Annotated in this window: 11 protein-coding genes; 5 read left to right on the top strand and 6 right to left on the bottom strand. The window is 72.8% G+C overall.

The window, feature by feature from the left end:
- The first annotated feature begins 84 nt into the window (after window positions 1–84).
- A complete protein-coding gene (locus tag AC07VC_RS15435; protein ID WP_317229785.1) occupies window positions 85–1182 on the top strand; it encodes a fatty acid desaturase family protein in 1098 nt (365 codons plus the stop codon).
- A gap of 147 nt (window positions 1183–1329) precedes the next feature.
- Here the strand turns inward: AC07VC_RS15435 and AC07VC_RS15440 are convergent, their stop codons facing one another.
- From AC07VC_RS15440 to AC07VC_RS15455, 4 genes are all read right to left on the bottom strand, one after another.
- Window positions 1330–2508 carry an AAA family ATPase gene (locus AC07VC_RS15440; RefSeq protein ID WP_494675575.1) on the bottom strand — a complete coding sequence of 393 codons (1179 nt, stop codon included), beginning with the start codon at window positions 2506–2508 and terminating at the stop codon, window positions 1330–1332.
- Window positions 2509–2551: 43 nt separating this feature from the next.
- Window positions 2552–3568 carry a diacylglycerol/lipid kinase family protein gene (locus AC07VC_RS15445; RefSeq protein ID WP_494675574.1) on the bottom strand — a complete coding sequence of 339 codons (1017 nt, stop codon included), beginning with the start codon at window positions 3566–3568 and terminating at the stop codon, window positions 2552–2554.
- A gap of 168 nt (window positions 3569–3736) precedes the next feature.
- Window positions 3737–5566 (bottom strand): BCCT family transporter, encoded by a 1830-nt coding sequence (locus AC07VC_RS15450; RefSeq protein WP_494675573.1) that lies wholly within the window; start codon window positions 5564–5566, stop codon window positions 3737–3739.
- 152 nt (window positions 5567–5718) lie between these two features.
- Window positions 5719–7371 (bottom strand): sensor histidine kinase, encoded by a 1653-nt coding sequence (locus tag AC07VC_RS15455; protein ID WP_494675572.1) that lies wholly within the window; start codon window positions 7369–7371, stop codon window positions 5719–5721.
- Between the two features lie 327 nt (window positions 7372–7698).
- On the opposite strand from AC07VC_RS15455, the gene AC07VC_RS15460 reads away from it, so the two are divergent.
- The 4 genes from AC07VC_RS15460 to AC07VC_RS15475 all read left to right on the top strand — a co-directional run bounded on the left by AC07VC_RS15460 (window position 7699) and on the right by AC07VC_RS15475 (window position 10647).
- Window positions 7699–8244, top strand: coding sequence for an alternate-type signal peptide domain-containing protein (locus AC07VC_RS15460; RefSeq protein WP_494675571.1), 546 nt, complete (start codon window positions 7699–7701; stop codon window positions 8242–8244).
- Between the two features lie 88 nt (window positions 8245–8332).
- A complete protein-coding gene (locus AC07VC_RS15465) occupies window positions 8333–8935 on the top strand; it encodes a TasA family protein (protein WP_494675570.1) in 603 nt (200 codons plus the stop codon).
- Window positions 8932–9855, top strand: coding sequence for a hypothetical protein (locus tag AC07VC_RS15470; protein WP_494675569.1), 924 nt, complete (start codon window positions 8932–8934; stop codon window positions 9853–9855). The genes AC07VC_RS15465 and AC07VC_RS15470 overlap by 4 nt, the downstream gene beginning before the upstream one ends.
- 30 nt (window positions 9856–9885) lie before the next feature.
- Entirely contained in the window at window positions 9886–10647 is a 762-nt protein-coding gene (locus AC07VC_RS15475) for a signal peptidase I (protein WP_494675568.1), read from the top strand.
- A 122-nt stretch (window positions 10648–10769) separates the two neighbouring features.
- Here the strand turns inward: AC07VC_RS15475 and mmsB are convergent, their stop codons facing one another.
- Both mmsB and mmsA read right to left on the bottom strand, forming a co-directional pair.
- The gene (gene mmsB / locus AC07VC_RS15480; RefSeq protein ID WP_317231155.1) at window positions 10770–11978 is read right to left on the bottom strand and encodes a multiple monosaccharide ABC transporter permease; all 1209 of its coding nucleotides are present in this window, start codon (window positions 11976–11978) and stop codon (window positions 10770–10772) included.
- Complete coding sequence (gene mmsA / locus AC07VC_RS15485) at window positions 11975–13519, bottom strand: multiple monosaccharide ABC transporter ATP-binding protein (RefSeq protein ID WP_094115543.1); 1545 nt, start codon at window positions 13517–13519, stop codon at window positions 11975–11977. The genes mmsB and mmsA overlap by 4 nt, the downstream gene beginning before the upstream one ends.
- Between the last annotated feature and the right edge of the window lie 110 nt (window positions 13520–13629).

The raw sequence follows: 13629 nt of genomic DNA on the forward strand, positions 1-13629 counted from the left end.
TCCCGACACGACGTCGACAGACAGCGGCTCGCCGAGGGCGGTCCGCTCCACCTGGCCGAGAGGCCACGGACGAACGAGCTGACCATGACAGACACCACCTCAGCCCCCCGAATCGTGCTGACCCGACCCAAGCGCGGCGGCGGGGCCAACCCCACCACCGAGTACTCGGGCCTGCTGAACACGGTCCGCGACGCGGGTCTCCTGAACCGCCGCGTCGGCTTCTACGTGCTCATGTTCGCCGGCATCACCACGGCCCTCGTCGGGCTGGGCGCGGGCTTCGTGCTCCTCGGCGACAGCTGGTTCCAGCTCCTCATCGCCGCAGGGCTCGGCATCATCTTCACCCAGTTCGCCTTCCTCGCCCACGAGGCCTCGCACCGCCAGGTGTTCGAGTCGGGCAAGGCCAACGACATCGCGGGCCGCACGCTCGCCAACCTCTTCGTCGGCATCAGCTACTCCTGGTGGATGACCAAGCACTCCCGTCACCACGCCAACCCGAACGTCCTCGGCAAGGACCCGGACATCGAGCGCGACGTCATCTCCTTCACGCCGGAGGACGCGGCGCGCGCGAAGGGCGTCTACGGCTGGTTCACCCGCCACCAGGGCTACGCCTTCTTCCCCATCCTCATGTTCGAGGGCCTCAACCTGCACGTCCACGGCTTCCGCACCGTCTTCGGCCGCGGCAAGGTCGACAAGCGCTGGCTCGAGATCTCCATGCTCTCCACGCGCATCATCGCGTACCTCGCGGTCGTCTTCTTCTTCCTCCCCGTCGGCATGGCCTTCGCCTTCGTCGGCGTGCAGCTCGCGGTCTTCGGCGTGTACATGGGCGCCTCGTTCGCCCCGAACCACAAGGGCATGCCCGTCCTGCCGAAGGACTCCAAGGTCGACTTCCTGCGCCGCCAGGTGCTCACGTCGCGCAACATCAAGAGCACGTGGCTGACCGACATCTACATGGGCGGCCTCAACTACCAGATCGAGCACCACCTGTTCCCGAACATGCCGCGCCCGGCGCTCAAGCGGGCCCAGGTCATCGCCAAGGAGTACTGCGCCACGCACTCGATCCCCTACACGGAGACCACGCTGCTGGCCTCGTACGGCATCGTCGTCGCCTACCTCAACCGCGTGGGCCTGTCGGCCGGCGGCGACCCGTTCGACTGCCCCGCCTCGGCGGCGTTCGGGCGCTGATCCCGCTCCCGTCCCACCCGACGCCCCCTGCGCGCCGCCCTCCCGGGCGGCGGACAGGGGGCGTCGTCGTAGTGACCGGCCTCGACGCCCGTGCGGGAGCCCCCGCTGCGCTCGCGCAGGCGCCGGTTCGAAGGAGGACCGTGGACGCTACCTCGAGCCCCAGTCCCACGACGGCGCGCTGAGGAGCCCCTGCCCGCGGAGGCGCGTCTCCCCGAACGGCTTCTCCAGCACCAGCTCGCCCGCCTCGGCGTGCTCCGCCACGGCGGCGGCGAGGCCCAGCGCGTGGGTGACCACGAGGATCTGCACGTTCCGCGACGCCTCCGCGATGAGCTCGCCGAGCGCCGGCAGGAGGTCCCGGTGGAGGCTCGTCTCGGGCTCGTTGAGCACCATGAGCTCGGGCGGGGCCGTCGTGAGGAGGGCGGCCGTCAGCATGAGCATCCGCAGCGTGCCGTCCGACAGCTCGGCGGCGTCGAGCACGCGCAGGATGCCGGGCTGCCGGAGGCCGAGCGACAGCACGCCGTCTTGCGAGCGGACGACGACGGAGGAGCCCGGGAACGCCCGGTCGACCAGGGCGTCGAGCGCCGCGCCGTCGCCCCACTCCCGGATGGTCTGCACGGCGGCCGCGAGGTCGGAGCCGTCGCTCGCGAGCACGGGCGTGCGCGTGCCGACCCGCGGCCGGCGCGCGGGAGCGTCGGCATCCGTGCGGAGGTGGTCGTAGAACCGCCAGCCGCTCATGCGGCGGCGCAGGATCATCGCCTCGGGGCTCGTGACGGCGTCGGCCACCTCGCTGAGCACGCTGAGGTGCGGCGGCACCATGGCGGGCACGTGCATCCAGCCGTCGGCCTCGTCGCGGACGCGCACGTCCTGCCACCGGCGCTCCAGCACGAGCGAGCGCGGCCGGGCCATGGGACCGCTGAACAGCAGCTCGCGCTTGATCTCCGGATCCCGCCCGAACATGGTCGGCGGGCGGGCCGAGGGGTCGCGCTGCGGGATGCCGAGGTCCACGAGGTAGCCGAGGTCATCGCCCGCGAAGCCGAGCCGCAGCGCGATGGGGCCCTTCCGCATGGTGCCCTGGACCTCGTGGTCGCCGTCGCGCATGGCGCGGCTGAGCCCCTCGGGCCCCGCCCACAGGACGGCCTCGAGGCCACCCTCGCGGGCGAGCGCGCCGACCGCCCCGCCCTGGGCCATGTCGGCGATGAGGCGGAGCGCCCGGTACACGTTGGACTTGCCGCTGCCGTTGGCGCCCGTGACGACGTCGAGGCCCGTGAGGGGCAGCGCGAGGTCGCGGACGGAGCGGTAGCCGGAGACGGCGAGGGTGCGGATCATGGGGCGACCCTGCCATGCACGGCCGACAGGCGCCCGCGCCGGGTCAGGCGTCCTGCGGCACCCGCACGGTGAGCCCGCCGGGCAGCACCTGGATCTTGAAGCCCACGGCCTTGCCGAACGGGTCGCCGTCGAGCTCGATGTCCTCCTCCTTCTCGAGCCGCACCACGACCTCCTCGGCCGTGCGGTACTCGAGGGCGCGAACCTCCTTCTCGGGCCCCATGAGGCGGCGGCCCGCGGCGGTGCGACGGACGACGCCGTTCTCCCACGCGACCTTGACCCAGATCTGGATCCAGCCGAAGAGCCCCTCGGGGCGCATGAGCACCACGTCGAGGATCCCGTCGTCGACCGCGGCGTCCGGCAGCAGCAGGATGTTGGCGGGCAGCGAGCCGCAGTTGCCCACGATGAGCGTGTGCGCCCGGCGGCGGTGGGTGCTGCGTCCGTCGATGCGGTAGCGCAGCCGCAGCTGGTCGCGGTCGCGGAGCGCCTTGAAGATGGCGTCGACGTAGGCGAGCCAGCCGACCCTCTTCTTCAGCTCCGAGTCGGTGTTCGCGAGCATCTTCGCGTCGATGCCGACGCCCGCCATGACGACGAAGACGTGCTTGTCGCGCGTCTCGTCCTCGCGCAGGATCTCGATGTCGGCGAGGTCGACCTTCCGGTCGTGGCCGGAGAACGCGGCCTGCAGCGAGTGCTCGACGTCGTTGAGCGTGAGCTTGAGGTTGCGGGCGAGGAGGTTGCCCGTGCCCGAGGGCAGGAGGCCGAGCGAGACGCCGGACCCGGACATGCCCTCGGCGACCGCGCGGACGGTCCCGTCGCCGCCGGCCGCGATGACCATGTCGACGTCGTGGGACAGCGCCTCCTCGGCTGCGCCGCGGCCCGGGTCGTCGACGCTGGTCTCGAACCAGAGCGTCTCCTCCCATCCCGCGACGCCGGCCGCGTGCGCGACCTTCGCCTTCAGGGACGCGAGGTCGACCTTGACGGGGTTGTAGACGACGGCGGCGCGGCGTCCGGACCCGTCGGCGGGTGAGGGTGCGGGTGCGGAGGCGGGGGTGGAGGACGTCATCATGGTCACCCTACCGACGCGGGCACCCCGCGAGGGGCCGCGGGGCACCGGACGCGCAGGGCGGCCGGGACGCGCACCGCCAGCGGCGACGCGCACGGCCACCGGCAACGACGGAGCCGACCCGCGCGCGGGGCGCGGGTCGGCTCGGTCGTCGGACGGGCGGCGGCGTCAGGAGCGCCGGGCCTCGTCCTCGTCCCCGAGGGGCTCGCGGTGCTCGGCCACCTCCGGGTCGATCGCGTCGACCGAGAGCTGGAAGTGGTCGCCGTGCTGCTCGACGCCGTGGACGACCGCGTCGCGCATCATCTCGACCGCGACCTGGCGGCGCACGATGAGCGGATCCGTGCGCAGCTCGCTCCACAGCGCGTAGCAGGCGACCAGCATGACGATCACGAACGGGAGCGACGCCACGACCGTGAGGTTCTGCAAGCCGGTCAGGGCCTCCGTGCCTCCCCCGCCGATGGCGAGCATGATCGCGGCGACCGCGCCCATGACGACGCCCCAGAACACGACCACCTTGCGGCTCGGGTGCAGGGCCCCGCGCTGCGACAGCGTACCCATCACGATGGACGCCGAGTCGGCGCCCGAGACGAAGAAGATGGCGACGAGGAGCATGACGAGCACGGTGCTGACGCTCGCGAGCGGGTAGTGCTCCAGCAGCTGGAACAGGGTGGAGTCGGACACCACGGCGCCGTCGATGGTCATGTCGCCGTCGGTCTGCTGCGCGTGGATCGCGGAGCCGCCGAAGATGGAGAACCAGACGAGCGCGACGAGGCTCGGCGCGAGGAGCACGCCGACCACGAACTCGCGGATGGTGCGGCCGCGGCTGATGCGCGCGATGAACATGCCGACGAACGGCGTCCACGAGATCCACCAGGCCCAGTAGAAGACCGTCCAGCTGGAGAGCCAGGCGCTCATCTCGTCGCCGCCGGTCGCCGCGGTGCGCGACGCCATCTCGGTCATGTCGCCGAGGTACGCGCCGAGGGTCGCGGGGATGAGGTTGAGGATGAGCAGCGTCGGGCCGACGACGAACACGAAGACCGCCAGGACGACGGCCAGCACCATGTTGATGTTCGACAGCCACTGGATGCCCCGGGCGATGCCCGAGACGGCGGAGAAGATGAACGCGATCGTGAGCACGACGATGATGCCGATGAGCAGCGGCGCCGTGGCCTCGTCGACCCAGCCGTTGAACTCCAGGCCCGCGCCGATCTGGGTCGCGCCGATCCCGAGGGACGCGGCGGAGCCGAACAGCGTGGCGAAGATGGCGAGCATGTCGATCACGCGGCCCGCCCAGCCCTCGGTGCGCTTCGTGCCGAGCAGCGGCTGGAAGATGGAGGAGAAGAGCTGCTTGCGTCCCTTCCGGAACGTGCCGTAGCCGATGGCGATGCCGGCGACCGCGTAGATCGCCCAGGGGTGCAGGCCCCAGTGGAACATCGCGGTGGCCATGGCCGTGCGGATGGCGGCCTCCGACTCCGGCTGCGTGGTGCCGGGCGGCGGGGAGACGAAGAAGCTCAGGGGCTCCGCGGCGCCGAAGAACATGAGGCCGATGCCCATGCCGGCGCTGAACATCATCGCGATCCACGACACCGTCCTGAACTGCGGCTTCTCGTCGTCCGCGCCGAGCTTGATGCGCCCGTAGCGGCTGGCGGCCAGCCAGATGACGAAGATCACGAAGAAGCTCGCGGCGAGCACGAACAGCCAGCCGGTCTTCTCGATGACCCAGCTCTGCGCCGCGCCCGAGATGGAGGCGAGCCCGTCGGTGCTGACGATGCCCCAGACCACGAAGCCGACCGCGAGGACGGCCGTGACGCCGAAGACCAGGCGGTCGATCCGCGGGTGCTCGGGCTCGTACAGGTCGACGGACCCGGTGAAGCGGGCCTCGAGGAGACGGTGGTCGGAGTGGTCGCGGCGCGGGGGCCGGGTGCCGTCGGGGCCGGATCGTCGACCCGGGAGGAGCCTGTCGAGGAGGCGTGCTGCGGACGTTCGCGTGGAGGTCATGGAGGGGATGGGCTCCTGGAGGCTCGGATGTCGGGCGCCGCCGCGGGGGTCCCGCGAGCGACCGGGTGAGTCTAGGCGGGGGCCCCGCGATCAGCCGATTCGTGCCCGGCGCTTGCCTTCCGCTATGGGGAGGGGTATGCGGTCGCCCGTCGTCAGGCCCGCGGCAGGGCGGCGGGGACGGCCAGCGGGAGGGTCGCCACCACGCGCGTCCCGTGCCCGAGGCGGCTCGCGATCCGCATCGCGCCGCCGTGCGCCGTGACGGTCCGCTCGGCGATGGAGAGCCCGAGGCCGAGCCCCGGGACCGCGCCGTCGCGCGCCGATCGCGCGCGGAAGAAGCGGTCGAAGGCGTGCCGCTGGTCCTCCTCGCTGAGGCCGACGCCCGTGTCGACGACCGAGAGCACGGCCTCCGCGCCCTCCCGGGCGAGGACCACGTCGATCCGGCCCGCCGCGGTGAACAGCACGGCGTTGGCGACGAGCGCCTCCACGACCTGGACGAGGCGCTCCCCGTCGCCGTCCAGCACGATCCCGGGCTCCAGGCGCGCGTCGAGCACGAGCCCGCGCTCGGCCGCGCGCACGGCGGCCGGGTCGACGACCGCCCGCACGAGGGCCGTGAGGTCCACCGGGCCGCGCCGGAGGACGGGCGCCGCGTCCGCGCCCGCGAGGAGGGAGCCGATGATGGCCGAGAGCTGGTCGACGTTCCGCTGGATCACCGCCAGCTCGTCCGCGATGCCGAGCTCCGCGGGATCGTGGAGCTCGTCCAGGAGGTCGAGGTAGCCGACGATGCTCGTGAGCGGCGTCCGCAGCTCGTGCGAGACGGTCGCGAGGAACTCGTCGCGCACCTGCACGGCCTGGGCGAGGTCGGTCACGTCGTAGGCGGCGAGGACGGTGCCCGTGCGCTGACCCGCGCGGCGCCCGATGGCGCGGACGGAGAGCACCAGGGCGCGCTGGTCGCCCGGCTCCCCCACCCAGTAGACGGGGCCGTGGACCTTGTCGGCGTAGAGCGCCTCCAGCAGCAGCTTCCCGTCGCGCGCGACGGGCGTGACCCGGTCGGATCCGAACACGGCCGTGGCCCGGCCGGTCGCGTGGTCGTAGCCCGCGATGTCGAGGAGCGCGCGCACGGCGGCGTTGCGGATCACGGGCCGGTCGTCCGCGTCGAAGAAGACGATGCCGACGTCGACGGCGTCCGCCACGTCGCGGATCGCGGCCGTCTGCTCGCGGGACTCCTCGAGCAGCCGCGCCTGCGCGGCCGTCGCCTCCGCGAGCTCGCGCCGGTCGCGCCGCTGCATGGCGGCGGCCTGCGCGGCGGCGGCGACCAGCAGGGAGGTGAGGAGGAGGCCGCCCAGGAGGTCGGCCCAGCCGGCGCGGGTCGCGGGGAGACCGCCGTCGCGGAGGACCGGGAGGAAGGAGATGACGAGCGCCCCCGCCACCGCGACGGGCACCCCGCCCGACGGGAAGCCGAAGACGAGCCAGAGCAGCGGGAAGATGACGAGCAGGGACGCGGCCGGCAGGGACGCCGCCGTCGCGTCGCGGAGGGCGGCCACCGCGAGGAGGTCGAGGGCGGGCACGGCGATGATGACCGCGGACGGGAGGCGGCTGGCCGCGATGACGGCGCCGAGCGCGGATCCGACCACCACCAGCGCGAGCGCGGCCACGTACGCCGGGTCGCCCTGGACCTCGGGCTCCACCACGGCGACGATGACCGCGACGACCGCGCAGCTGAGGAGGAACGGGATCTGCGCGCGCGTGGCGCCGCGCCGCCGGCGCGCGTCCACCGGGGACCGCCGGGCGGGGATGGGGGAGGCCATGCGCCGCGCTCCTCGCTCGGCGTCGGGTGAGAGCCGTCGCCCGAGCCTAGACCGCGGGCTCCGCGCCGCACCCTCGCGCGCGCTCCCGCGGCGCCCTTGAGCCGAAGCCGGGACGGGCTTGCGGGAAAGCTCATCGGGACTTGCGGATCCCCAGCAGGTGGCTTGAGACCGCTCCGTCAGAGTGGTGATCGTCGAAGGAACACCGGTCGGCACCGCGGGAACGCCGACGAGGCGCCGCCGCGGGACCGGAGACGACCGGCGGGCAACCCACCCGCCGCCTCCCCCACAGCCTGCGCGGCACACCGCGTACGAGAACAGGAACTCCCCATGAACAAGATCGTCTCCGGTGCCGTCGCAGGTGCCGCTGGAATCGTCCTCCTCCTCGGCGGCGCCGGCAGCTTCGCGCTGTGGAACGCCAACGCCACCGTCGCGGCCTCCTCCGTCTCCTCCGGCAACCTGGCCCTCGCCGCCGACACCACGGGCGTCTGGACCGACATCACCAACGGCGGCAGCAAGGTCATCGACCCCGCGACCTACCGCATCGTCCCGGGCAACGTCCTGCAGTACAAGAGCGCCCTCACGGTCACGGCGACCGGGGACGCGCTCGCGGCCGACCTCACCTACAACCCGCTCTCCATCACGGGCGACGCCGCGCTGAAGGCCGCCGTCACCACCAAGCTGGACGTGACCTCGACCGACGCCAGCATCACGGCCGGCACCGCCGCGAACACCTTCACGGTCAAGCCCTCGACCGCCGCGTCCAAGGTCAACGTGGTCCTCACGGTCACCTTCCCCTCGACCGCGACGACCGGCCAGAACGGCACGCTCTCCTTCGACAAGCTCGCCTTCACGCTCACGCAGCGCACGATCTAGTCCCGCACTCCCCTCCCCGCGGTGACGACGCCCGCGGGGAGGGGGCTCCACCCGCACCACCCGCACCACGATCCGGAACGAGGACGACATGCCGAGGAACGAGGCCCGCGCCCCGCGTCCCGCACGCGGTCGCCGCTCCGCCCGGCCCGTCCGCCGCAGCCCCCTCCGCGCCGCCTGGCTCACCACGGGCCTCCTCTCCGCTGTCGTCGTCGCCTCGCTCACCGCGACCGGCGGCAGCTACGCGCTCTGGAACGGCACGGCCAGCACGCAGCCCGCGAGCGTCTCCAGCGGCACGAGCGGCCTCGTCATCACGCAGCAGTCCGCCCTCGACGTCTCCCGCCTCCTCCCTGGCCAGGGCGCCCTCGGCACCTTCACCGCGCGGAACACCGGGACGGTAGCCTTGGACGTGGCCGTATCCGCCCGAGGCACCTCCTCGAACACCGCCTTCCCCGGCGAGCTGTCGGTGCGCCTCGGACCCGTCGCCTCCCCCGCCGCCTGCGTCTCCGGCGCCACCACCTGGTCCGGCCGTCCGGGGCAGCTGACCACCACCGGCTCCTTCACCCGCATCCAGCCGGGCGCCTCCGCCGTCGTGTGCACCGAGGTCGTGCTCGACCAGGACGCCCCGCAGACCGTGCAGGGCGCCACCGCCCAGCTGACCTTCGCCGTCATCGGCACGCAGGTGCAGCCGTGAGCGGCCGTCGGCCCCGCGCCGCGCGCCGGCCGGGCCGCGTCCACGCCGCGCTCCTCGTCGGCGTCACCGTGCTCCTCGTCGGCATCGGCGGCACCGCCGGCCACGCGCTCTGGGCCTCGACCGTCACGACGGGCGCGAACGTGCAGAGCGCGACCGTCGCGGTCACCGAGGCGGGCTTCGACCGGCTCGCCGGCGAGGTCACCGCGCAGAGCCCCAGCCGCACGGCCGCGGTCCTCGTCACCAACACCGGGTCGACCCGCGCGGCGTGGACCGGCACCATGACGGCGGCCTTCACCACGGCCGACGACCAGTACCTCGCCCGCAACGTGCGCGTCGTGGCCTGGACCGCGACCGGCTCGACCTGCACCGCCACCACCGCGCCCGGCTCGGACGCCGCCACGGGCAACTGGATCGTGCCGCCCGCCCTGTCCGGCACCCTGTCCGCCGGCCAGGCCGTCACCTGGTGCGTGCGTACGACCGCGACCGCGTTCCCGACGGGCGCCGCCGGCCTCACCGCGACGCTCACCACCGTGCTCGGCTCCGGCAGCTGGACCGGCCGCGACACCGCCACCGTCCGGCAGACGACCCCCGCCCCCGCCGCCCCCGCCGTCACCGGCGGCTTCAGCTGCCAGCCGACCGACGGGAACTGGTACGTCATCGTCGGCTGGGACGTGACGAAGGCCCCGCTCGAGACCTGGTACGCGGTCATCGTGAACGGCACGACCATCGCCAAGTCGCAGGGCTACTACGGCAAGGCCACCATCAGCGCTGCCGAGGTGCCCGCGACGCTCGCCGCCGACGGTCCCGTGAAGGTGCGCATCGACCGCCTCGACGCGAACGACCGGAGCGTCGGCCAGGTCGCCGGCGGCACCATCACGGCCATCACCCAGAGCGGCGCCCGCGGCTTCCGCTGCGCCTGACCCACCCGAACCGAGCCGGACGACACGAGAATGAGCCCCCTCCTCCCCCGCATCCGCCGCCCGCGGCAGGCCGACGCCGCCGACGGCACCGCCGGCCACGCCGGTCGCCCCGCCGACGACGCGGCGCCCGTGCAGCCCGAGGCCGGCACGCGGGCTCGCGGCGCCGTCGCGCAGCTGCTGCGCTCCGCGGGGATGGGCCTCAGCGTCGGGATCCTCCTCCTCGTCGTCGCCCTCGCGGGCGTGCTGCTCGTGGTGCCGAAGGCCACCGGGTCCGTGCCGCTCACGATCCTCACGCAGTCGATGGAGCCGACCCTGCCGCCCGGCACCCTCATCGTCGTGCGGCCGGTGGACACCGACGCCCTCGAGGTCGGCGACGTCGCGACGTACCAGATCCGCTCGGGCGATCCCGCCGTCATCACGCACCGCATCACGGCGGTCTCCTCCGCCTCCGACGGCTCGCGGTCCTTCACCTTCCAGGGCGACAACAACGCGTCGCCGGACTCGCTGCCGGTGACGCCCGGGCAGATCCAGGGCGAGGTCTGGTACTCGGTGCCGCTCGTCGGCTGGGCCAACCAGGCCGTCAACGGGCAGGCCCGCGGCTGGATCATCCCCGCCGCCGCGGTCGCGCTCCTCGCCTACGCCGCGGTCACGATCGTGACGGGCGCCGTGCAGGCCCGCCGCCGGCGCCGGGCGTCCGCCGCCGCGGACGTCGCCGCCGCGGACGTCGCCGCCGCGGATGTCGACGAGGCGGCCGTCGCCGAGCGCCGGTCCCACGGCCGCCACCGCGGCTGAGCACACGACGGGCTCCGGCTCCTCCGGGCCGTCCTCCTCCCGTGCGGCGCCCGGACGACCGACGGCCCGGCCGGACCCCGCGGGGGGACCGGCCGGGCCGTCGTCGTCGTGCGGGTCGCGGGTCAGCGTCCGGAGCGGCGCTTGCTGTAGACGTCGAACGCGACCGCGAGGAGCAGCACCAGGCCCTTGATGACCTGCTGCCAGGCCGCGTCCACGGAGAGGATCGACAGGCCCTGGTTGAGCACGCCCATCACGAGGCCGCCGATGACCGCGCCGACCACCGTGCCGACGCCGCCCTGCACCGCCGCGCCGCCGATGAACACCGCCGCGATGGCGTCGAGCTCGAAGCTCTGGCCGGCCGAGGCGACCGCGCTGCCGGCGCGCGCCGTGCTGACCACGCCCGCGAGCCCGGCGAGGAGCCCCATGTTGACGAAGATGAAGAAGTTGACCCACTGCGTCTTCACGCCCGACATCATCGCGGCGAACAGGTTGCCGCCCATCGCGTACACGTGCCGTCCGAACACCGTGCGGGTGAGGAGGAACGAGTACAGGAGCACGAGCGTCGCCAGGATGATCAGGATGATCGGCGTCCCGCGGTTGTACGCCAGCAGGTAGCAGAGGTACATGATCGCGAAGACGGCGATGGCCGTGCGGATCCAGAACGAGGCCCCGCGCTCGCGCGGCAGCTCGAGCTTGCGGAGGGTCGCCCGGGTGCGCAGCTGCTGCACCACGAGCGCGAGCGACACGAGCGCGCCGATCCCGAGCGTGATGAGGTCGGGCGCGCCCGTCGTCGGCAGGTTGCCGCTGCCGATGGAGTTGAACTCCGCCGGGAGGCCCGAGATCGTGCCGCCGGTCAGCAGCACCAGCGCGACGCCGCGGAAGACGAGCATGCCCGCCAGCGTCACGATGAACGCGGGGATCCCGACGAAGGCCACCCAGAAGCCCTGCCAGGCGCCGATGAGCGCGCCGACGACGAGCGAGAGGACCACCGCGGTCCCCCACGGGAGGCCCCACTCGTTCATGCTGAGCGCCGCCACGGCGCCGACGGTCGCGACGACCGAGCCCACCGACAGGTCGATGTGCCCGGCGATGATGACGATGACCATGCCCATCGCGAGGATCAGCACGTACGCGTTCTGCTGGATGAGGTTCGCCACGTTGCCCGGGTAGAGCAGGCGCCCCTCGGTGAGGATCTGGAACAGCAGGATGATGACGGCGAGGGCCGCGAGGATCCCGTACTGGCGGAGGTCGACCCGGCGGCGCGGGCGCTTCTTGATCCCGTCCGGCGTGGGCACGTTCGGCGCGGTGGCCTGCTCGGGGATGACGGTCACTGGTCGACTCCTGACTTCCGGCTGGCGGTCATGTGCCGCATCAGCTCCTCCTGTGTCGCGTCGGCCCGGGTGACCTCGGCGGTGAGCCGCCCCTCGGCGATCGTGTAGATCCGGTCCGAGAGGCCGATGAGCTCGGGCAGCTCGGAGGAGATGACGATGACCGCCTTCCCCTCGGCCGCGAGCTGGTTGATGATGCTGTAGATCTCGTACTTCGCCCCCACGTCGATGCCGCGGGTCGGCTCGTCGAGGATGAGGACGTCGGGACCCGAGTAGATCCACTTGCTGAGGACGACCTTCTGCTGGTTGCCGCCGGACAGCTTGCCGACCACCGCCGCGACGTCGGGCGTCTTGATGTTCATCCTCTTGCGGTAGTCGTCCGCGACCGCGTACTCGCGGTGGCGGTCGATGACGCCGAGGCGGACGAGCTTCGACAGCGCGGCGGCCGAGACGTTGACCGTGATGCTGCCGATGAGGTTGAGCCCGTAGCGCTTCCGGTCCTCCGTCGCGTACGCGATGCCGTTCTTGATGGCCTCGCTCACGGTGCGGGTGCGGATCTCCTTCCCGTCCTTGAAGATCCGGCCGGTGATGCCGGAGCCGTAGGAGCGGCCGAAGATGCTCATGGCGAGCTCGGTGCGGCCGGCCCCCATGAGTCCGGCGAACCCGACGACCTCGCCCGCGCGGACGCTGAACGAGGCGTCGTCCACCACGATCCGGTCGACGTCCACCGGGTGGTGCACGGTCCAGTTCTCCACCCGCAGCTTCTCCTCGCCGATGCGCGGCTCGCGCGGCGGGAACTGGGCGTCGAGCGGGCGGCCGACCATGGCGCGGATGATGCGGGTCTCGATCTCGTCCGAGTCGGTGACGGGGAAGGTCTCGATGGTGCGGCCGTCGCGGATGACGGTGACGTCGTCCGCGATCGCCCGGATCTCGTTGAGCTTGTGGCTGATGATGATGCTCGTGATGCCCTCGTCGCGCAGCAGGCGGATGAGGCCGAGCAGGTGCGCCGAGTCGTCGTCGTTGAGCGCGGCGGTCGGCTCGTCGAGGATGAGGAGCTTCACCTCCTTGGAGAGCGCCTTCGCGATCTCCACGAGCTGCTGCTTGCCCACGCCGAGCTCCAGCACGCGCGTGGCCGGGTTCTCGTCGAGCCCGACGCGCCTCAGCAGCTTGACGGCCTCGAGGTTCGTGCGGTTCCAGTCGATGACGCCGCCGCGGGAGAGCTCGTTGCCGAGGAAGATGTTCTCCGCGATGGACAGGTAGGGGCTGAGCGCGAGCTCCTGGTGGATGATGACCACCCCGTCGCGCTCGCTGTCGTTGATGGATCCGTAGCGGACCTCGCGGCCGTCGATGGTGATCGTGCCCTCGTACGAGCCGTGCGGGTACACGCCGCTGAGCACCTTCATCAGCGTCGACTTGCCCGCGCCGTTCTCGCCGCAGATGGCGTGCACCTCCCCGCGGCGGACGGTCACGTCCACGCCGTCGAGGGCGCGCACGCCGGTGAACTCCTTGACGATGCCGGTCATCTGCAGGATGACGTCGTTCATTCCTGTGGCTCCTGGTTCCCGTTCGGGTCGGTCGCGGGGGGGGGGGGGGGGGGGGGGGGGGGGGGGGGGGGGGGGGGGGGGGGGGGGGGGGGGGGGGGGGGGGGGGGGGG

Source organism: Clavibacter sp. GW821-FHT01D01 (assembly GCF_059422605.1).